The sequence below is a fragment of the Paraburkholderia sp. BR10937 genome (assembly GCF_040965695.1).
Taxonomy (GTDB): Bacteria; Pseudomonadota; Gammaproteobacteria; order Burkholderiales; family Burkholderiaceae; genus Paraburkholderia.
On record NZ_JBFRCL010000010.1, the window covers coordinates 1 to 18,555 of the forward strand.

Sequence of the window (18,555 nt, forward strand, 5' to 3'; positions counted from 1 at the left end):
TGATCGCGCGCAAGATCGCCCCGGCGCTCGCGGCCGGCTGCACGGTCGTGGCAAAGCCCGCCGAGGACACGCCGCTCACGGCGCTCGCGCTCGCCGCACTCGCGCAGGAAGCAGGCTTGCCCGACGGCGTGCTCAACATGATCTCGGCGGCGCGGGACGAAGGCATTGCCGCTGTGGCCGACTGGCTCGCCGACGAGCGCGTGCGCAAGATCACCTTCACGGGCTCGACGGCAGTGGGCAAGCATCTGGCGCGCGAATCGGCGGGCACGCTCAAGAAGCTCTCGCTGGAACTGGGCGGCAACGCGCCGTTTATCGTGTTCGAGGACGCCGACCTCGATGCGGCCGTCAACGGCCTGATGGCGGCCAAGTTCCGCAACGGCGGGCAGACCTGCGTGTGTCCCAACCGCATCTACGTACATGAGTCGGTATACGAACGATTTGGGCAGCTGCTGGCGCGGCGCGTCGCGGCGCTTCATGTGGGACCGGCAACGGACCCGCAGGCGCAGATCGGTCCGATGATCAACGAGCGTGCGATCGACAAGATCGCGAAGCACGTTGACGACGCCGTGGCGAATGGCGCGCGCGCGCTCACGGGTGGCAAGCGGCTCGCCGAGCTGGGGCCGAACTATTACGCGCCCACTGTCCTTGCCGATGCGACCGACGCGATGGTGCTGTGCTGCGAGGAGACGTTCGGCCCTGTCGCGCCACTGTTCCGCTTCACGGACGAGAATGAGGTCATCAGGGTTGCCAACGATACGCCTTTCGGTCTCGCGGCTTACTTCTACACGAACGACGTGCGCCGGATCGATCGCGTGGCGCGAAAACTGGAAGTCGGCATCGTTGGCATCAACGAAGGCGCCGTGGCCAGCGAAGCGGCGCCTTTCGGCGGCGTGAAGGAGTCTGGCTACGGGCGCGAAGGCTCGAAGTACGGCCTCGACGACTACCTCAGCGTCAAGTACCTGTGTCAGGGCGGGCTCGACTGAAGCTGGCGGCGCGCGGTTCTCGAGGCACCGATCGACGGAATACTTCTGGCGGGCGAGTGTTGTATTAGTGGGTAATGACGACGGTGGAACCGTCGCGTTCCGCGCCGAACGCAGGCTTTACACAGGCGCAGGATCTGGTGGCCGCCGCAGCGGATCGGGCCGCTGCGGAAGGCGACGCGAACCAATCCACGTAGCTGCCAGTCTGCCATGCCGGGGTGACGGAAGCCTTGTGCGGTGCTCGCTGACCGGCCCTAAGCGGCCGGTCGCGCGCCTCGTGCACGCTCATGGGCCGTTGCATGGCTACGTGGGCAGAAGGCCGGCTTTTCGATAGCTATCGATGAGTGCGTCATAGAGCGAGATATCGGAGCGGCTTCTCGCAATGAGCTGCGCGCCGGCGATCGCAGCGAAGATTGCGCGAGCCCGCGGTTTGCTCTCCCGGGGAGCGACCACTTCCGCTGCGGACAAAACCTTGCTCAGCCACGCCACATTCACGTCGGCAAAGGTCCGCACTTCTTTCATCACGACTTCCGGCAGGTCGTCGGTTTCGGCGGCCATGAAGCTGCACAGGCATATGCGATTGCCGGTCTCGAGCGCCTTGCGGAAGGTGTCTGGATAGTGACGAAGGCAGCGCAGCGGATCCTGCGATCTGGCCAGCATGTCATCCAGAGCCGCCGCCGTGTCCTCCCAGTAACGCCTCGCTACCGCTGCGCCGAGATCGGCCTTGCTGTCGAAATGGTGGTAGATGCTCGCGGCCTTGATACCAACCTCGTCCGCGAGATCGCGATAATTCAATCCGCCGTAGCCGTGCGCCTGCGCGAGCCTCGTGGCGGCCGCCAGGATTCTCTCCCTCGAGTTTGAGCTCGCGTCGTTGCTCACTGCATCAGCCTCCGTGAACGGGAAATAGGTGTTGACACCGCGTATTGTACATTCTATGGTTAACCTAACAAACGTTAGGTAGGTTTGCGGGCGATGTGTCTTCACGCCGCCTGATCCGATGTAGCCGACTATGGAGCGCCCAGGCAATGACTTCGCATACCGTCAATTTCGACGCAACCCAGCTACCCGTGATGAAGATCCACGACTTCCCGACAGGGCCGTATCCGACTCGCGTGCGCATCGCACTGGCTGAAAAGAGGCTGCAGTCGCGCGTCCAGTTCGTAATGGTCGACCTCTACAAGGGGGAGCACAAACAGCCCGGGTTCATCGCCGGCAAGAACTATTCGGGGACGCTGCCGGTGCTCGAACTCGATGACGGAACCTGTATCGCCGAGTGCACCGCCATTACCGAATACCTCGACGCGCTCGATGGCGCGCCCACGCTCACCGGCAGCACGCCGCGCGAAAAGGGCGTGATCCACATGATGAGCAAGCGTGCCGAGCTGGAGTTGCTCGACGCCGTCAGCGTCTATTTCCATCACGGCACGCCGGGACTGGGCCCCGACGTCGAGACGTATCAAAACCCGGAGTGGGGGTTCCGTCAACGCGACAAGGCACTGAGGGGGATGCGCTACTTCGATGCCGTTCTGAAAGGCCAACCCTATGTCGCCGGCGAGGCTTTCTCGATGGCCGACATCACCGTCATCGGCGGTTTGGTCTTTGCGGCGCTTGTGAAGCTACCGGTGCCTGCGGAGTGCGAGGCGCTCCAAGCCTGGTACGCAAGCATGCTGGAGCGCGAGAGCGTAAGGAGCCAGCCGGTGTTTGCTGCCCTGGCCCGGGCGTGACGGTTGCTGACCGGGACCGACCAGCGATGGCTGCGCCGCGTTGGTCCCGCGCGCTACGTGTGCCAACGCGAACGCCAGCCTTGCTCCGACCTCGGCATTGTGTTTTACGATCGCGATGTTCGTCGCCAGTATGGCCGGCAGGTCACGGCGGCTGACCTTATGCACCCGGTCCGGGCGGCCGATCAGTTCCAGTTCGTCCGTCAGGCCGATGTAAATGCGCCCGCCGATCAGCGCGATAGTCGCGGGCTCAGCGCCCGCGTGATGGATCAAGGCCTGCACTTCGCGCGCAGTGCGAACGTTCTCCGGGTAGGGCATGCCGTGGGCAATGATGGTCAAAGTGCGCGTGGGCTGAAGCGGACCTGCTGGCCAGCGCGGAGTGCAGCATCGATCAAAGCCGCACAGGCCGGCGAGTCGGTCCGGGGAAACGCGTAGAAGCGGACAACGGGCAACGCGGGCAGTCCTTCCTTGCGACCCAACAAACGCAGGCCTTCGACTCGCTGACTATCGGCGATGACCGTCACTGCGAAACCCGAGCGCGCCGCCGACAGGCAGCCCGCCATGCTGCTGCTCTCGAACACCAGGCGCCACGCCCGACCGGCCTTGTTGAGTGCGGTGATCGCCGACTCGCGATAGATGCAGGGATCGGGGAAAACGGCCAGCGGCAGCGGCTGGTCGAGATCCAGATCTGCATCTTCCGCGTAGGCCCAGACTAGCGGCTCTTCCCACAGCAGCGTGCCGCCTTTGCCGACACGGCTACATTGCTTGCCGAACACGAGATCGAGACGACCGCGCTCCTGCTGACGCACCAGATCGGCCGTGATGCCGACTCTCAGGTCGATTGTCGCTTCGGGATGCTGGCGGCGAAAACGCTGCAACACCTGGGGCAGCCATGCGCCCGCAAAATCTTCCGATGCACCGACTCGCAACAGCCCGCGCAGCGGCGTGCCGCGTAGTTTCGCGCGGACCTCGCGTTCCAGATCCAGGATGTTTCGGCCGTAGGCGTACAGGGTGTCGCCGGCCTGCGTCAATTCCAGATGGCGAGTCGTGCGTGTCAGCAGGCCAACCCCGGCGATCTGTTCGAGGCGCTTGATATGTCCGCTCACGGCCGAAGGGGTCAGCGCCAGACGCTCGGCGGCCGTGGCAAAGCTGCCGCTGTCTACGACTTCGAAAAAGGTGCGCAGCAACACGGTATCGAGCGGAACACCGTCGGCAGTGGGCAGCATGTCCATCAGATCATTCAACACGAAAAATCATCAATGATTAGTGATTATTCACCAATCGGCACGAGACGTCGAGCTATCGTGAGACTTCCCTGTTTGCACGAGGAACACGATGAACACTTACCACCACGCCGCCACCGGGCGGCTCGACATTGCCAGGCTCGAATGGAACCCGCAGGGGACGCGCATCGCGGTGCTGGTGCACGGCTGGCCGGACAGCCCCCAGTGCTGGAAGCACGTCGCACCCATTCTGGCCGATGCGGGTTACCGCGTGCTCGCGCCGGCACTGCGGGGCTTCGCGCCCACCCGGTTCCGCGATACGGCCACGCCACGCAGCGGCCAGTTGTCCGCGCTGGGCCGCGATCTTCTCGATTTCCTCGACGTGTTGGGCGTTGAGCAGCCGGTATTGGTCGGCCACGATTGGGGCGCCCGCGCGGCCGCCAATGCGTGCGGCCTGAGAGACGGCGTTGCCTCTCATCTGGTGATGCTATCGGTGGGATACGGTACCAATGATCCGAACCAGATCCTGACGCTGCAGCAGGTGCGCAATTATTGGTACCACTGGTTCATGGCCACGCCGCGAGGCGCACGGGTGGTGCGGGACGAACGTGAGGCATTCGCCCGCCAGATGTGGGATACCTGGGCGCCGGCCGGCTGGTACGCGCCGGCCGACTTCGACGAAGCGGCGCAGGCATTCGAGGGCGACGATTGGGCAGAGGTCGTGCTTCATAGCTACCGGCACCGTTGGGGCTTTGTCGAAGGCGACCCCGCCTATGCCGAAGATGAGGCGCGTCTGAATCCCGCGCCGAGGCTGTCGGTCGCAACGTTGGTCCTGCACGGCGAGGCGGACACTTGCAACCATCCCGATAGTTCCAGCGGGCGGGAGTCCTTTTTCCTTGGGCGGTATGAGCGGAAGGTGCTCGATGGCGTAGGCCACTTCCCGCAGCGCGAAGCGCCCCGTGACGTTGCCGATGCGATTTTGAGGTTCTGTCGATAGGTGTTGCGCGGAGGGGGCCAGGCGGCGGGCACTTGGCGACCCAACCCGGACGCTCGCTCATGGACTGTGGCAACGGCTGGTTGCAGATGTACAACGGTCGTTGTCCCTGAAATGGCGCACGGCGCCTAAGTGTCAGTTTCACGGCGATACCCCGAATAGCTGATGGACCACACCACGCAACCAGCGATTCCCGGCCTCGTGATGATACCGGGCATGCCAATGTTGCCGAACGGCGAAGCCATCCACGGGGATCGGGCACGCATGTACAGCGAGATCGTTGGCCTGCGCGAGCGTTTCTCCAATGTGCCGTGGCAGCGTGGCGACCAGGTCCGTCGTCTGGACGATCGTTCCGAGCCCCAGGAAACCCGGCAACTGCAGCACGACGTCACGCTCGATCCGCTCGCGCGCCAGCGCCAGTTCCAGCAATTGCGCGCCCGTGCCCGATTCGATCGCGACATGTCCCTCCGAGCGATACTGCTTCAAACCGAGCCGCCCGCGAATGTGCGGATGATGCCGGTTCGTCAGACATACCCAATCCTGTCCATAAAGCTGCTGCTGGTAGATGCCGCCGCTTAGCCAGGGGACGTAGCCAATAGCCAGATCGGCCTCACCCGATTCCAGCGCCCGTTCCGTGTTGCCGTCGATTCCGGCCGCTTCGAGCCGGATACCGGGCGCCTGGGCGCGTACGTGCGCAAGCAGTCTCGGCAGCAGCGTGATATGGCTCGCATCCGTCATGCAGATGCGAAAGCGCCGCTGCGCGGTCGCAGGATCGAACATGATCTCCCACGCGGCGAAACGCCTGAGCGATTCGAGAATCTCGCGGCAAGGGCCGATCAGCGCATCGGCCTGCGGCGTCGGCGCCATGCCGCCGGGGGTGCGGATGAAAAGCGGGTCCTGCAGATACTCGCGCAGCCGCCCGAGCCAGATGCTGATGGTAGGTTGGCTTTGTCCCAGTTGCTCGGCAACGCGCGTGACGCTGCGCGCGTCATAGAGCAGGTCGAAGAGCTGCAGCAGTTTCAGGTCGGGTAAATCGGGCGGCATCATGACGTGACGGGCGTTATTGTCTGGTGCAATGGCGACATTGTAGTCATTGCATTGCCGATATGAGCGGCGACTCCTATCGTGTGTCTACACGTCAAGGAGAAACCCTGTGAAGATTGCAATTCTCGGCGCCGGCGCACTAGGTTGCGCGATCGGGGCCGCGCTCACGGAAGGCGGCCACGAAACCTGGCTGCTGGACCGTTCGCCCGTCCATGTCGAAACGATGCGCCGCGACGGTCTGCAGGTCGACGACGACAAGGGCACGCGGCGCATCGGGGTGCGCGCCGCGACCCAGGCGAGCGAAATCGGCGCGGCCGACGTGGTGATCGTGCTGGTCAAGTCCTTCCACACCGACGCGGCGATGCGCGGCGCACTCGCGCTGATCGGGCCCGAAACGCTCGTGCTGTCGCTGCAGAACGGCCTCGGGCATGAAGACGTGCTCGCCGATATCGTGGGCCGCGAGCGCGTGCTGGCAGGCAAGACGTATGTCGGCGGCGTGTTGCGCGGACCGGGGCATATTCAATCGGGCGTCACCGGCAAGGCGACCTACATCGGCGAACTGGATGGTCAGATCACGCCTCGCGTGCGGGCGATTGCCGACGCGTTCAACGCCGCGGAGCTGATGACCGCTGCCAGCGACAACATTGTGGGCACGATGTGGGACAAGCTGCTCGTCAACGTCGCGACGGGCGCGATTACCGGCATTACGCGCCTCACTTACGGCCAGCTCTATGACGAGCCGCTGCTGAAAGCGACGGCTCTCGCAGCCGTATCCGAGGCAATCGCGACAGCACAGGCGGCCGGCATCAGGCTCTCGATGACGGACCCCGAGCAGGCCTGGGCACTCGCGGCCGAAGGTCTATCTCCGGCGTTCAAGACGTCGATGCTGCAAAGCCTCGAAAAAGGCTCGGTCACCGAGATCGATTTCATCAACGGTTCGGTGGTGCGCTGGGGACAACGACTCGGCGTGCCGACGCCCGTCAACGCGACGCTGGTAGCTTGCATCAAGGGCATTGAGCGGGCGATGGCCGATGAAGCGCGCAAGGAGACGACGGCATGAGCGGCTCGAAGGCATACCTGGAGCATGTCGCGATCTGGGTGAAGGACATCCGGTGGCACATCCGCTTCTTCGAAGACGTGCTTGGGATGACCATGCGCGAAGTCGACGGCACCGTCGATGCGCCGCGCCAGTATTGGACGCTCGGCGGTCTTCAGTTCATTCATGCGCCGCAACACGATGGCCCCGAAGGGCGCCTCGCGCATCTGGGCGTCATGTGCGAAGACCTCGAAGCCGCTTTGGCCGCGGCCCATGCCTATGGCGTCAGCGAAATGCCGCAAGGGCGCAACTGGCTGCGTCTGCCCGACGGCCTCGCCGTCGAACTGATTCAAGCCAGACCCGCGTCCTGTGTCGCGCGGGCGCTGACCATCAACCCGCGCACGGAGGCGTGAGCATGACGATCATCGAGAAGTTCTGGGACGACGCCCGCGAAGGCGACGAGTGCGTGAGCCCGAGCTACACCGTGACGAAGGAACGGATCCACGCTTACGCCGAACTCACGGGCGACCATACGCCCGTGCATGTGGACGAGGCGTACGCCAAAGCGAGCCACTTCGGTTGCCTCGTCGCGCATGGGCTTTTCGGGCTGTCGATTGCCGACGGCCTCAAGACACAGAGCGACTATCGCTTTCTGCCCGGTATGTCGCTCGGGTGGACGTGGGATTTCCTGCTGCCAGTCAAGGTCGACGATGTGTTGCACGTGAAGTTTCGCGTCGGCGCCATGCGGCCGAGCAACAGCCGCCCCGGCTGGGGGATCGTCGTGCTGCCCTCCGAACTGATCAATCAGGATAACCAGGTGGTTCAGCGCGGCGAACATCGTCTGATGGTGCCGCGTCGGCCGGGAGCGTACTGATGCAGGGCCGTCCTCTCGAAGGCATTCGCGTTGTCGACTATAGCCACTTCCTCGCCGGTCCCTACGTGGGCCGCTGTCTCGCGGCGCTCGGCGCCGAAGTCATCAAGGTCGAGCGTCCGGGCGGCGGTGACGCAGGACGCCAGCACGCGACCGTGCTGGACGACCAGCAAAGCGGCTATTTCCTGCAGCTGAACATGGGCAAGCGCGGCGTAAGCGTCAACATGAAAGATGCGCGCGGCAAGGAGTTCATGCGCCGCTTGTGCGATTCGGCGGATGTGTTCGTCGAGAACTACCGTCCCGGCGCGCTGGACAAGCTCGGACTGGGCTATGTCGAGTTATCCGCGCGCAATCCGGGCCTCGTCTATTGTTCGATTTCCGCATACGGCCATACGGGCCCCGACGCGCATCGCGCCGGATTCGGCCTGATCGCGGAGGCGAAGAGCGGCATCATGCAGATGGTGGGCACGCCGGGCGAGCCGCCGCCACTGCTGCGCATTTCGCTCGGCGACATGTACACGGGCATTCACGCGGTGGCGGCGATCAACGCGGCACTGCTCGGACGCGTGAAGAGCGGCCGCGGCCAGCACATCGACATGGCGCTCTACGACACGCTCGTCTCGATGCACGAATACGCGGTGCAGTGCTACACGCTTCGCGGCGTACTGCCGGAGCAGACGGGGCACGACATGCCGACCTCGACACTCTATGGCGTGTTTCGCGCCGCGGACGGCGACCTCGTGATCGCCGCACAGGTGGACGACGCGTGGAAGCGCCTCGCCGCGCTGATCGAAACGCACGGCGGGCCCGCCGGATTCGGCAGCGATATGCGCTTTTACGACAGCGTCGGCCGCAACGCGCACCGGCAGGCGATTCTGTCTGTCGTGCAGCCGTGGGTCGCCGCGCGGCCCGTCGCGCAGGTGCTCGAACTGCTCGATGGCATCGATGTGCCTTGCGCAAAGGTGCAGCGCATCGACGAGGTGCTCGACGATCCGCAGATCCAGGCGCGCGGCATGATGGTCGAGCAGCATCACCCGCGCTATGGAACGCTGCGTTTGCCCAACCTGCCTTTCCGCTTTTCCGATTGTGACACGACCGTTCGCGACGTCGCGCCGGATCTCGGGCAGCACAACACGGAGGTCGCGCAATCGCTGGGTTTTTCCGCTGCCGAGATCGACACGATGCGATGCGAAGGCGTTCTCTACTCGAAGTGAGCCACCATGACTGACCTGTATGCAGTGATCGGCCACCCGATCGGACACACGAAATCTCCGTTGATTCATGGCCTGTTTGCCGAAGCGACACACCAGGCGATGTCCTACGTCGCAATCGAAGGTCCGCTCGATTCTGACGATGGCTTCGCGAAGGTCGTGCGCCAGTTCGCTGCGGATGGCGGCAAGGGCATGAATGTCACCGCGCCGTTCAAGCTCAAGGCCTTCGCGCTCGCCGACGAGCGCAGCGAGCGCGCGACGCTGGCAGGTGCCGCCAATGCGCTCAAGTTCGAGAACGGCCGGATCATTGCCGAGAATTTCGACGGCATAGGCTTGTTGCGCGATATCGAAGTCAATCTCGGCGTCCCGCTTGCCGGCAAACGCGTGCTGACGCTCGGCGCGGGCGGTGCAGCGCGCGGCGCGCTGCTGCCGCTTCTCGCCGCGGGTCCCACCGAACTGGTCGTCGCCAATCGCGATGTGACCAAAGGCGAGGCGCTGGTCGCCCAGGTCGGCTCGCGCGGTACGCGCTTAGGCGCCTGCGGCTATGGGGATCTCGCGACGCGAGGCCGCTTCGACCTTGTGGTGAACGCGACCTCGGCAAGCTTGACAGGCGACCTGCCACCCGTCCCTCCGGGTGTGTTCAGCCCGGAGGGCACCGCCTACGAGTTGGCATACGGAAAGCGGCTTACGCCGTTCCTGCGGCTCGCGCGCAACGCCGGCGTACGCGGTGTCGCCGACGGCGTGGGCATGCTGGTCGAACAGGCGGCCGAAGCCTTTGCATGGTGGCGCGGCGTGCGACCGTTGACCGCCGAGGTCATCGACCGCCTCACCGTGCCGCTCGACTGAATCCGCAAAGGACAATCCGATGAAGAACGTCCTGATGCTTCATGGCATCAATCACAACATGTTAGGCAAGCGCGACCCCGCGCAATACGGAACGGTTACGCTCGCCGACATCGATGCCAGGCTGCAGGCGCTGGGCGAGGAACTGGGTGTGCAGGTCGAATCATTTCAGACGAACAGCGAAGCGGCGATGTGCGAGCGCATCCATCGAGCTGTTGAAGAGGGCGAGCACGCCGTGCTGATCAGTGCCGGTGCGTGGATGCACTAACGCGACGGCATCTGCGACGCGCTCGCGATCCTGACCTGTCCGGTCATTGAGCTGCAAATGTCTAACATCCATGCGAAGGAATCATTCCGGCGCTATTCGGTGTTCGCCGGTAGTCAAGGGGCAGCTCCGCGGCTTCTGGATCAAGAGTTATCACCTCGCACTGCGTGCCGTCCATGCGGAGATCAGTGATTGAGCGGCGCGCCGGAACCGCAACCCGGCTACTTCTACAGTGACAAGTGATGCGGCGCATGACGGCTCGCGAATGAAGAAAAGACAGTCAAACGTCTCTTATTCAATGCGCCTTAGTGGCTGAAAATGGGCCGGGTCCTGCCTGCTGGGGGAGCGCTGGCTCGTGGCCGCCGCCGTTCCGCCGGCGACGGCACGAAACCGACCCTGAACCGTCACTCGACCCTGTGACGCTTTGATGGCAGCTACCTGGCTACAACGATCACTCGCGCGGGCGCGTCTGCCGACGAGTGCGGCCATAGCCAACGGTCAGCCAACACCGTGGGTACGGCAGATCCAGGGCACATTGCTGCCGTTCGCAAGTCTATGGCTCGCCATATAACGTCTCGATTTGAGCGAAAGCGCGCTCCCGACTCGGACGGGCATTAAGGTTGTTCAAAGGAGGCCAATCAACATTCGACACGAGAGGCAGCGGTCGGATGGCGAAGCCAGCAGGCTTACGTCCGCTTGATAGATGGGGTTTTCAGCAATTCGGCATTGACATGGTCAAGAAGCGGTCGGAACTGCCGGTTGGCGTTTGTGTCGTTACGACCGGCGACCATCGTCCCAAAGCGACTGGGCCCAGGCGGCAAGACGCTTGGGCTCGAACCTGACCGCGCGCCCAAGCTCTTCAGCGGCGGTGTCGGCGAGAACGTGCTCCTGTCCGGCCTCGAGACCTGCCAGCATTCGTTCGGCAACCTGGATCGGTGAGGTTTTTTCGCCTGTGAAGTGACCGGCCATATCGGTGTCGATAAAACCAGCGTAGACGCCCATCACATGCGTTCCCTGCGCCTTCAACTCGATGCGCATGGCATCGGTCATCGCCAGTGCAGCGAACTTTGAGGCGCAATAGGTGGCGTTGAACGGATAGACATACCAGCTCACCACCGAGAGCATGTTGATGATTGCACCGCCGCCGTTGCGTGCCAAGATGGGAGCAAATGCCCTGACGACACGCAGCGGGCCGAACGTATTCACCTCCAGTTCACGGCGCAGCGCCTCCTCCGAATCGTGGGCAAGCATCGGCGTGGCTAGCAGGAGGCCAGCATTGTTGATGACCAGATCGACGTCGCTGCACTTTTCGACTGCGCGCGCCACTGAGTCTGTATCCGTCACATCGAGGCGCACTGGCGAAATCGCAGCGTGCGCTACAGCCGTGGGATTGCGCATGCCTGCGTAGACTCTTGCCGCGCCGCCCTGCGCCAACTGTTCGACGATAGCCTTCCCGAGGCCTCGATTTGCCCCGGTGACAAGTGCTGTGCAACCCTTGATATTCATGGTGGTCTCGATTAAGTGATTACAAATGCCGCAACAACGCGGCCGGGAGGAGGGCAACGGCGGCCGCGAACGCGCCCACGATTCCAATCCATGGAGGATGGCCGTGCACCAGCGGCACGGCAAAGGCCGAGCCGAGCGCGCCGCCAAGGAAGAATCCGCCGACGTACAGGCTATTCAGCCGATTGGCCGCGTGCGGCTCCAGCGCCAGCACACGTCGCTGGGAAACGACGTGGCTGCCCTGGACTCCGCCACTGATAGTGACCACCGCCATCAGCAACATCCACCATGGTGGATCGAAACACATCGCGAGGCCCGCAGCCGCTACGGCAACGATCGCAGCCAGGGATGTGGCTGACGTTCGACCGCGGTCGGCGAGGCGGCCAGCCAGGGGCGCCACGAGGGCCCCAGCCGCGCCCGCCAGGCCAAAGCAAGCGATACCGGTCGTATGGAAATCGTAGCGCTGTCGAAGCCAGATCGGCAGTGCCGTCCACGTGAGGCTGAAGACACCGAACAGCAGTGCCTGCACGTAGGTGCGTCTGCGCAACTCTCGATATTGCCGCCAGTACCGGGGCAGCGAGGCGACGGTCTGCAGGTAGCTGCCGCGCGTTTGCGGCTGATAGGCCGGAAGGACGCTGCGTAACCACGGAACCAGGGCGAGGACAGTGGCGGCTTCCAGAAGAAACAGCGCTCGCCAGCCCAGTGCGTTACCCAGCAGATTCGCGACCGGCCACGCGGCGAGAATTCCCCACAGCAGGCCACTGGTTACGCCACCGGCCACGCGGCCGCGCGAGCACGCATCGCTAAGCCGCGCGGCCTGGGCGACGATGAGCTGTACGGAGACAGAGCAGACGCCAATCCCGGCCGCCGCCACAAGAAGCCAGATGCCCCCGGGTGCGAACGCCGCCAGCACCATGCTCGCCGCCGAAGCGGCAAGCACGCGGCTCAACAGGCGCTGACTGTCCAACTGGTCAGCAAGGGGCGAGACTAGCAGCAACCCTGCGCAGTACCCGACCTGCGTGAGCGTCACGATGAGCCCCGCATGATGCGCGGGCAGGTGCAGATCACCGGCAATGCGCGAGGTGAGCGGCTGCGCCAGATAGCTTCCCGCTGCGACGACACCACACGCCCCGGCCAGCCGGAAAACCAGCCCGTTCGCCAGCGCCGGTGCGGGACCAGCGGCTGTCCGCTCCTGCGTGCTCATGGCTCAGCCCGCCCGCTCGATCAGGCCAGACAGGACTTCGTGGAGCGTGGTGGAGCCCCGACGCGGGGTCCCCTCGAAACAGATCCAGCCTTCGTTGAAGCCATCCAGCATGCGCATGCGTGGCACCGGATTGTTCATCCCCTGGCCGCGGAAGAGCGACTCCCATTGCTCGCGCGGCACGGCCTGCGCGCGCACGTTCCGGCCTGGCTGGCGGGAGAGTGTCAGGGCGATCGTATCGGGCGACTCCCACTCCGGTCCGACCTCATGCCCAGCTGAAAGCAGCGTCTGGGCGACCACTCCACCTACCTGGCCAGTGATGCCGGTGACTACATACATGCTACGGACTCCTTTTTGTTAGAGAATACGGTCCCGATCGTGGAACCGCTGCATCCAGTGTGGAAACGGCAGGCGAGGCTCGGAAACCTGGTCCAGTCGATCGAACTGCCCGGCATCGAGCGGCAAGGTCCGTGCATCGAGATTCGCTGCCAGTTGCTCTAGCGTTCGAGCCCCGACGATGACGGACGCAATCTGCTTGCGTGCCAGTGTCCAGGCGAGCGCAATCTGCGCGGGCGTGCTGTCGAGTTCGAGGGCGATTTCACGCAAAACGTCGAGGATTGCTGCGCCCGCTGTCTGGTCGACTGGCGGGAAATCCAGATTCGTTCTGCGTCCGCTGCCCTGCCCATTTTTGGCGTATTTACCGCTCAGGTAGCCACCGGCCAGTGGGCTCCATACGAGCAGGCCAGTCGCGAGGCTTTGGGCAACCGGCATGATTTCGTACTCAATGTCCCGACTCGTCAACGCGTAGTGCACCTGGTTGCTGACGAGGTGCGCCCGGTCTGTGCGGCCGCTGAATGCATGAGCGCGTTCGAGGTCGGCTGCACTAAAATTGCACGCGCCAATGTGCCGAACCTTGCCCTGCGTAACGAGGTCGTCCATGGCGCGCAGCGTCTCGTCGATCGGGACGAGCGCGTCGCGGTCATGCAACTGAAGCAGGTCGATGTGACTCCGGCCAAGGCGCTTCAGGCTGGTTTCGACCGTGCGCATGATGTGAGAGCGGCCAAGGCCGACGTCGTTCTGACCGGGCCCGGTGCGCAAGCGCACCTTGGTCGCGACAAGCATCCGGCTCTCGTCAAGACCCAGTGTGTTGAGTACCTGGCCGACGACTTCTTCGGAGCGTCCCTGCGAGTAGGCATCGGCAGTATCGATCAGGTTGACACCTTGCTCGACGGCCAGCTCTACGAGCTGGGTGGCCCGTTCGTGGTCCAGGCCGGCTATGGCACCCCAGATGCCTGAGCCCGCGCCAAACGTCATGGCGCCGAGACTCAATCGCGAGATGCGCAGGCCGGACCGGCCGAGTGTGCTGTATTGCATATTCGATACTCCTGGTCAACAGACAAGGTGGCGCGATCCCGCCACCCGTTTTGCGATTCGTCAGTGCGCGGCGCGGGCGACGAGCGTCTCGAGCACGCTTTGCAGTTCCGTGCGACCGCGGACAACCTCTTCTGGCTGTCCTTCGAACGTGATCCAGCCTTCATTGAAACCGTCGAGCATGCGCATGCGTGGCAACGGGTGTTGCATGCCTTGCGAACGGAAGAGGGCTTCCCAGTTCAGGCGATCAACGACTTCAGCGCGCACCGGGCGACCCAGCACGCGTGCGAAGGTGTGTGCGAGATCGTCGGGGCTGATCCGTGTCGGGCCTTCAAGTTCCACGACCCGCACACCGCTCCATGTTTCCTGAAGCATCCTGGCTGCAACGCGGCCCACGTCGACCGTCGCTACCATCGGCACCGGCTTGTCGAGCGGTTGCAGATAGCTTTGGATCACGCCATCGGCGCGTGCGGATGCAACATCCCAGGCGGCGTTTTCCATGAACCAGCCGGGCCGCAGGAAGGCCACGGGCATTGGCAAGTCGCTGAGCGCGCGCTCCATCAACGTGCGTTGCGTCAGCAGATTGCTCTCGCTGGCCTGTGCACCGATGGTCGACAAACAGACCACCCTTTTCGGGCGGGCTTTACGAATCGCTTCGGACACGGCATCGATGACGGTACAGGCCTCGGTAAAGCCGGGCGTCGGATCGAACTCGGAGGGCGGGAGGATGAACACACCTTCCGTACCCTCGAACGCTGCCGCGAGCGCGGCAGCGTCGTCCATTTGTGCCGTCGCCAACTGGCATCCGATTTGCGCCCACGAATTGGCGCGCGCCGTATCGCGCACGACGCCGCGCACCGGTTGTCCCGAGACAAAGAGTTCCCGGGCCAGTGCGCCGCCTACCTTGCCGGTGATTCCCGTGATTGCATACATGATTCAAGCTCCTTGTTGGTTTGAGTGGGCGGCGGTGTGCTCAGGCGCGCGGCAGCCGGGCGTAGAACGCCTGTTCGAACTGGGCATAGAGATTTACGACACGCGCGTCATAGAACGGCAGCATCTGGGTGAACAGGGAGCCGGCCACGCGCCGGACCGGATCGATCCAGAAATACGTGTTCAGCAGACCCGCCCAGCTAGCACTGCCAGCACTGCGACCGTGCGGACCCGGTTCGGTATTGATGTCGAACGACAGTCCCCATTTGTGCACGGCGCCGGGAAACTGATCGAAGCTGTTCGACCAGGAAGGCTGTGCTGTTTTCATTTCGTGAACCTCCAGGTCGCCGATGTGATTGCGGAACATCGTCTTGACCGTATCGGGGTTCAGGATTCGCGCTCCGTGGTAGGTACCTTCATTGAGCAGCATCGTCAGGAACGTCATGTAGTCGCGCGGCGTGCTGAACAGCCCGCCGCCACCCATGAAGAATTCGGGGCGCTGGTTGGTTTCGAACGCTTCGGGTGTCAGGGAGCCGTCAGCCTGCCGCCTGTGCATGGTCGTGACACGTTTTTTTTGCTGACTGCTGATCAGGAAGCCCGTATTTCCCATCCCCAGCGGCTCGAATATGTGTTCGCTGAAATACACTTCGAGCGACTGGTCTGTCACGGCTTCAACCAGCTTGCCGACCCAGTCCATGCTGATGCCGTATTGCCAGCGCTCGCCAGGCTCGAATTCGAGCGGAGCGGAAAAGGCGCCGTTTAGCGAATAGCCGATATCCGGCATACCGGTGACCTTCTCGTACTGACTGATCCGGTCGCTCCAGATGCTGTACGTGTATCCCGACGTGTGCGTCAAGAGATGCCGCACCGTGATCGCATTGCGCGCCGGGCGCAGTTTCGGCCGACCCGACGCATCGAATCCGTCGAGAATCTGCGGCGACTTGAGTTGCGGCAGGATCTCGCCTGCAGGCTGATCCAGTTTCAGCTTGCCCCGCTCGAGCAGTTGCATGCAGGCGGTCGCGGTGATCGCCTTCGTCATCGAGAGCAGCCAGAAGATCGCATCGGGGCCGATGACTTCTCCGGTGGTGGCATTGGCCGGACCGCAGGCGCCCTCATACACGACTCCGTGGCGCGTTGCCCCCATCGCGACGACAGAGGCGACTGTGCCATCTGCAACCGCGTGCCGAAGGCGTTGGTCGATCGATTCGGAGTCTGGGAGGCGGACTATCGCCGGACTTCGTGAAGCGGGTGACGAAGCCGCGGCCGCATGCCGGGTCGCAAATGAGCCGAGCGCTGCTGAGGCAACCAGCCCAGAGGCGCTTTTCAGCAACTTGCGTCGATTGAGTCGTGTGGTCATTCGTGGTTCCTCTGTATATCCATCGGCCGGAAGCGTCGCAGCCTGAATACCGTGCGACGCGCTGACGGAATCTCATCCGTCCCGATGAAGCGCATTCTGGAGAAGTGCGAGAGAAAACAAAATGACACTGGTTGAACTAGTTAAATGACATACAGTCATCAATCGTTCGGGCTGGACTCGGTGTGGAGCAGGCGGATCTGCTTCGTTCAACACTCTCTTTGAGCCAAGAAATCGAAGATCGAAAATCTGTCCAGCGGGGTCAGCGTGTTCGCGGCGGCTGCCGACGCGATCGGGATGTCACCACCCGGGGCCAGTCGTGCGAATGCACGACTGGAAAGCCGACCTAGGGTGCAGCTTCAATCGCGCGAACGAACAGACCCGCGCGCGGCGCGCCTGTGTGGGCGAGCTGGCGCGATCGACTGCAGCGATCATCACGGGTTCGAGGACCGCGCGCACGGGAGCTCGAGCGCGCCGATGCGCTGCCGGACGAGGAGCGGCGCGTGGTGTCGCGGGCGATCCGGCTGCAGACCGACGGCCTGCACCGGCTCGTAACCAACCTGCTCGATCTCGCGCGCATGCAGGGAGAGGGCACGCATCTGAACAAGGAGTGGCACACGCTCGACGAGATCGTCGGCAGCGCGTTCGCGCGGCTCGGAACCTCGCTCGATGGACATCGCACGCAGACAAGTCTCGCCGCCGACCTTCCGCTCATAGAACTCGACGCCATCGCGTTCGAGCGGGTGCTCGTCAATCTGATCGACAATGCCGTGAAGTACACGCCGCACGGTGCGCGCTTCACGATCAGCGTGCCGCTAAGCGCGCCACCCAATATTTTCGAGGAACCCGCTGCATGAGCAAACCACGTGTGCTGATTGTCGAAGACGAGTCCGATATCCGGCGATTCGTGCGCATGTCGCTCGAACGCGAAGGCATGAGCGTGTTCGAAGCGGGTGACGCGGCGCAAGGGCGCGTTGAGTGCAGCACGCGCCAGCCAGACCTCGTGATCGTGGACCTCGGGTTGCCCGATGAGGATGGCAAAACGTTGATACGCGATCTGCGCGGCTGGTCGCGTACGCCGGTGGTGGTGCTGTCCGCGCGCGATCGCGAGAGCGAGAAAGTGGAGGCGCTCAATCTCGGCGCCGATGACTACCTGACCAAGCCCTTTGGCGTGCCCGAACTGGTCGCGCGCGTGAAAGCGCAGTTGCGGCGGGCGAGTTTCGTGGGCGGCGCCGGTACGGGTGACGCAACGGTGCAGTTCGGCGATATTCGCGTGAATCTCGCGACCTACGAAGTGACCCGCGCAGGCGAGTCGGTCCATCTCACGCCGACCGAGTTCCGGCTGCTCGCTGCGCTGATACGCGGCTACGGCAAGGTGCTGACTTACCGGCAATTGCTGCTCGAGGTGTGGGGTCCGACCTATGTCGATCGACCGCAATATCTTCGCGTGTATATGGCGGGCATCCGGCAAAAGCTCGAAGGGGACCCGGCACGCCCAAAACACCTGATCACCGAACTGCAGGTTGGATACCGCCTCGCCGGTCTGGACGCGACGGCAGAGGGCGGCTGAGTCTGGCGAACGCAAGCCCGGCACGCCGAAGTAGCCCCGATTGCAGCGAAGCGCCTGAACCCGGTCCAGACAACACGCGACCCCGCAGCGTCATATACCCCGTTTATGCGAAATCCCCGCTGGGATTTACGCAATTTTTATCCGCCCCGTTCTATACCTGAATCACCCTTGCTGCAAGGGTGCATTCACCGCGCTGCGAATGCGCGGGGGGAGTGCTTTGCCGCAAGATTCATCGACGTGGAGGCACATCATGAATCTGGTCGTCTGGTTGCCGGTGCTCTTTGCGCTCGGGCTCGGCAGTCTCTTGCTGTGCGTGCTGTTCATCGACGCCTGCGAGCGCATTTGAGGAGGCCGTCATGGCTTGGCTTGCCGCCGCGATCTCGGCAGCGACGTTCGTGTACCTGTTCCTCGCGCTGATACGCCCCGAGTGGTTCTAGT

19 protein-coding genes and 4 pseudogenes are annotated in these 18,555 nt (G+C 63.6%); 13 read left to right on the top strand and 10 right to left on the bottom strand.

The window, feature by feature from the left end; translation table 11 throughout:
- Positions 1 to 983: aldehyde dehydrogenase family protein (locus AB4Y44_RS10475; RefSeq protein ID WP_368699456.1), on the top strand; the 983-nt coding region annotated here is incomplete at its 5' end.
- 300 nt (positions 984 to 1,283) lie between these two features.
- On the opposite strand, the gene AB4Y44_RS10480 is transcribed toward AB4Y44_RS10475, so the two are convergent.
- Positions 1,284 to 1,859 carry a TetR/AcrR family transcriptional regulator gene (locus AB4Y44_RS10480; protein WP_342924323.1) on the bottom strand — a complete coding sequence of 192 codons (576 nt, stop codon included), beginning with the start codon at positions 1,857 to 1,859 and terminating at the stop codon, positions 1,284 to 1,286.
- 146 nt (positions 1,860 to 2,005) lie between these two features.
- Between AB4Y44_RS10480 and AB4Y44_RS10485 the strand changes: the two genes are divergently transcribed.
- The gene (locus AB4Y44_RS10485; protein ID WP_342924324.1) at positions 2,006 to 2,704 is read left to right on the top strand and encodes a glutathione S-transferase; all 699 of its coding nucleotides are present in this window, start codon (positions 2,006 to 2,008) and stop codon (positions 2,702 to 2,704) included.
- Positions 2,705 to 2,827: 123 nt separating this feature from the next.
- On the opposite strand, the pseudogene AB4Y44_RS10490 reads toward AB4Y44_RS10485, so the two are convergent.
- Both AB4Y44_RS10490 and AB4Y44_RS10495 read right to left on the bottom strand, forming a co-directional pair.
- A pseudogene (locus AB4Y44_RS10490) lies at positions 2,828 to 3,037 on the bottom strand (pseudouridine-5'-phosphate glycosidase); the annotation flags it as partial.
- Entirely contained in the window at positions 3,037 to 3,933 is an 897-nt protein-coding gene (locus tag AB4Y44_RS10495) for a LysR substrate-binding domain-containing protein (protein ID WP_368699571.1), read from the bottom strand. The gene AB4Y44_RS10495 and the pseudogene AB4Y44_RS10490, both read right to left, overlap by 1 nt.
- A gap of 103 nt (positions 3,934 to 4,036) precedes the next feature.
- Between AB4Y44_RS10495 and AB4Y44_RS10500 the strand changes: the two genes are divergently transcribed.
- Positions 4,037 to 4,921, top strand: coding sequence for an alpha/beta fold hydrolase (locus tag AB4Y44_RS10500; RefSeq protein WP_368699457.1), 885 nt, complete (start codon positions 4,037 to 4,039; stop codon positions 4,919 to 4,921).
- Between the two features lie 138 nt (positions 4,922 to 5,059).
- Here AB4Y44_RS10500 and AB4Y44_RS10505 read toward each other — a convergent pair whose 3' ends face one another.
- Positions 5,060 to 5,965 (bottom strand): LysR family transcriptional regulator, encoded by a 906-nt coding sequence (locus AB4Y44_RS10505; RefSeq protein ID WP_368699458.1) that lies wholly within the window; start codon positions 5,963 to 5,965, stop codon positions 5,060 to 5,062.
- 106 nt (positions 5,966 to 6,071) lie between these two features.
- On the opposite strand from AB4Y44_RS10505, the gene AB4Y44_RS10510 reads away from it, so the two are divergent.
- From AB4Y44_RS10510 to AB4Y44_RS10535, 6 genes and pseudogenes are all read left to right on the top strand, one after another.
- The gene (locus AB4Y44_RS10510) at positions 6,072 to 7,022 is read left to right on the top strand and encodes a ketopantoate reductase family protein (protein WP_368699459.1); all 951 of its coding nucleotides are present in this window, start codon (positions 6,072 to 6,074) and stop codon (positions 7,020 to 7,022) included.
- Positions 7,019 to 7,411, top strand: coding sequence for a VOC family protein (locus tag AB4Y44_RS10515; protein WP_368699460.1), 393 nt, complete (start codon positions 7,019 to 7,021; stop codon positions 7,409 to 7,411). The genes AB4Y44_RS10510 and AB4Y44_RS10515 overlap by 4 nt, the downstream gene beginning before the upstream one ends.
- A 2-nt stretch (positions 7,412 to 7,413) precedes the next feature.
- Positions 7,414 to 7,872 carry a MaoC family dehydratase gene (locus AB4Y44_RS10520; protein WP_342924329.1) on the top strand — a complete coding sequence of 153 codons (459 nt, stop codon included), beginning with the start codon at positions 7,414 to 7,416 and terminating at the stop codon, positions 7,870 to 7,872.
- Positions 7,872 to 9,083, top strand: a complete 1,212-nt coding sequence (locus tag AB4Y44_RS10525; RefSeq protein WP_368699461.1) for a CaiB/BaiF CoA transferase family protein — start codon at positions 7,872 to 7,874, stop codon at positions 9,081 to 9,083. Before AB4Y44_RS10520 ends, AB4Y44_RS10525 begins: the two co-directional genes overlap by 1 nt.
- A 6-nt stretch (positions 9,084 to 9,089) precedes the next feature.
- Positions 9,090 to 9,926: a shikimate dehydrogenase gene (gene aroE, locus AB4Y44_RS10530; protein ID WP_342924331.1), complete on the top strand. Its 837-nt coding sequence runs from the start codon at positions 9,090 to 9,092 to the stop codon at positions 9,924 to 9,926.
- Between the two features lie 19 nt (positions 9,927 to 9,945).
- Positions 9,946 to 10,384, top strand: a pseudogene (locus AB4Y44_RS10535) (type II 3-dehydroquinate dehydratase).
- Positions 10,385 to 10,962: 578 nt separating this feature from the next.
- On the opposite strand, the gene AB4Y44_RS10540 reads toward AB4Y44_RS10535, so the two are convergent.
- The 6 genes and pseudogenes from AB4Y44_RS10540 to AB4Y44_RS10565 form a co-directional block, all read right to left on the bottom strand.
- Positions 10,963 to 11,694 (bottom strand): SDR family oxidoreductase, encoded by a 732-nt coding sequence (locus AB4Y44_RS10540; protein WP_368699462.1) that lies wholly within the window; start codon positions 11,692 to 11,694, stop codon positions 10,963 to 10,965.
- 19 nt (positions 11,695 to 11,713) lie between these two features.
- On the bottom strand, positions 11,714 to 12,895 hold the full coding sequence (locus AB4Y44_RS10545; protein WP_368699463.1) for an MFS transporter: 1,182 nt from the start codon (positions 12,893 to 12,895) through the stop codon (positions 11,714 to 11,716).
- Positions 12,896 to 12,898: 3 nt separating this feature from the next.
- Positions 12,899 to 13,138 (bottom strand): annotated as a pseudogene (locus AB4Y44_RS10550) (NmrA family transcriptional regulator); the annotation flags it as partial.
- Between the two features lie 111 nt (positions 13,139 to 13,249).
- The gene (locus tag AB4Y44_RS10555) at positions 13,250 to 14,266 is read right to left on the bottom strand and encodes an aldo/keto reductase (RefSeq protein WP_368699464.1); all 1,017 of its coding nucleotides are present in this window, start codon (positions 14,264 to 14,266) and stop codon (positions 13,250 to 13,252) included.
- 60 nt (positions 14,267 to 14,326) lie between these two features.
- Positions 14,327 to 15,196 (bottom strand): NmrA family NAD(P)-binding protein, encoded by an 870-nt coding sequence (locus AB4Y44_RS10560; RefSeq protein WP_368699465.1) that lies wholly within the window; start codon positions 15,194 to 15,196, stop codon positions 14,327 to 14,329.
- A gap of 40 nt (positions 15,197 to 15,236) precedes the next feature.
- The gene (locus AB4Y44_RS10565; RefSeq protein ID WP_368699466.1) at positions 15,237 to 16,550 is read right to left on the bottom strand and encodes a serine hydrolase domain-containing protein; all 1,314 of its coding nucleotides are present in this window, start codon (positions 16,548 to 16,550) and stop codon (positions 15,237 to 15,239) included.
- A gap of 237 nt (positions 16,551 to 16,787) precedes the next feature.
- Between AB4Y44_RS10565 and AB4Y44_RS10570 the strand changes: the two are divergent.
- The 4 genes and pseudogenes from AB4Y44_RS10570 to kdpF form a co-directional block, all read left to right on the top strand.
- Positions 16,788 to 16,916 (top strand): annotated as a pseudogene (locus AB4Y44_RS10570) (LysR family transcriptional regulator); the annotation flags it as partial.
- 134 nt (positions 16,917 to 17,050) lie between these two features.
- Positions 17,051 to 17,404, top strand: coding sequence for a hypothetical protein (locus tag AB4Y44_RS10575; RefSeq protein ID WP_368699467.1), 354 nt, complete (start codon positions 17,051 to 17,053; stop codon positions 17,402 to 17,404).
- Positions 17,401 to 18,117 (top strand): response regulator, encoded by a 717-nt coding sequence (locus tag AB4Y44_RS10580; RefSeq protein WP_368699468.1) that lies wholly within the window; start codon positions 17,401 to 17,403, stop codon positions 18,115 to 18,117. Before AB4Y44_RS10575 ends, AB4Y44_RS10580 begins: the two co-directional genes overlap by 4 nt.
- Before the next feature lie 356 nt (positions 18,118 to 18,473).
- A complete protein-coding gene (gene kdpF, locus AB4Y44_RS10585; RefSeq protein ID WP_368699572.1) occupies positions 18,474 to 18,554 on the top strand; it encodes a K(+)-transporting ATPase subunit F in 81 nt (26 codons plus the stop codon).
- Position 18,555 lies beyond the last annotated feature (1 nt).

Excerpts from the sequence above, each read along its gene's own strand:
- AB4Y44_RS10485 (WP_342924324.1), top strand. The coding sequence starts at position 2,006 with ATGACTTCGCATACCGTCAATTTCGACGCAACCCAGCTACCCGTGATG.
- AB4Y44_RS10495 (WP_368699571.1), bottom strand. The coding sequence starts at position 3,933 with ATGGACATGCTGCCCACTGCCGACGGTGTTCCGCTCGATACCGTGTTG.
- AB4Y44_RS10500 (WP_368699457.1), top strand. The coding sequence starts at position 4,037 with ATGAACACTTACCACCACGCCGCCACCGGGCGGCTCGACATTGCCAGG.
- AB4Y44_RS10505 (WP_368699458.1), bottom strand. The coding sequence starts at position 5,965 with ATGATGCCGCCCGATTTACCCGACCTGAAACTGCTGCAGCTCTTCGAC.
- AB4Y44_RS10515 (WP_368699460.1), top strand. The coding sequence starts at position 7,019 with ATGAGCGGCTCGAAGGCATACCTGGAGCATGTCGCGATCTGGGTGAAG.
- AB4Y44_RS10520 (WP_342924329.1), top strand. The coding sequence starts at position 7,414 with ATGACGATCATCGAGAAGTTCTGGGACGACGCCCGCGAAGGCGACGAG.
- AB4Y44_RS10525 (WP_368699461.1), top strand. The coding sequence starts at position 7,872 with ATGCAGGGCCGTCCTCTCGAAGGCATTCGCGTTGTCGACTATAGCCAC.
- aroE (WP_342924331.1), top strand. The coding sequence starts at position 9,090 with ATGACTGACCTGTATGCAGTGATCGGCCACCCGATCGGACACACGAAA.
- AB4Y44_RS10540 (WP_368699462.1), bottom strand. The coding sequence starts at position 11,694 with ATGAATATCAAGGGTTGCACAGCACTTGTCACCGGGGCAAATCGAGGC.
- AB4Y44_RS10545 (WP_368699463.1), bottom strand. The coding sequence starts at position 12,895 with ATGAGCACGCAGGAGCGGACAGCCGCTGGTCCCGCACCGGCGCTGGCG.
- AB4Y44_RS10555 (WP_368699464.1), bottom strand. The coding sequence starts at position 14,266 with ATGCAATACAGCACACTCGGCCGGTCCGGCCTGCGCATCTCGCGATTG.
- AB4Y44_RS10560 (WP_368699465.1), bottom strand. The coding sequence starts at position 15,196 with ATGTATGCAATCACGGGAATCACCGGCAAGGTAGGCGGCGCACTGGCC.
- AB4Y44_RS10565 (WP_368699466.1), bottom strand. The coding sequence starts at position 16,550 with ATGACCACACGACTCAATCGACGCAAGTTGCTGAAAAGCGCCTCTGGG.
- AB4Y44_RS10580 (WP_368699468.1), top strand. The coding sequence starts at position 17,401 with ATGAGCAAACCACGTGTGCTGATTGTCGAAGACGAGTCCGATATCCGG.
- kdpF (WP_368699572.1), top strand. The coding sequence starts at position 18,474 with ATGGCTTGGCTTGCCGCCGCGATCTCGGCAGCGACGTTCGTGTACCTG.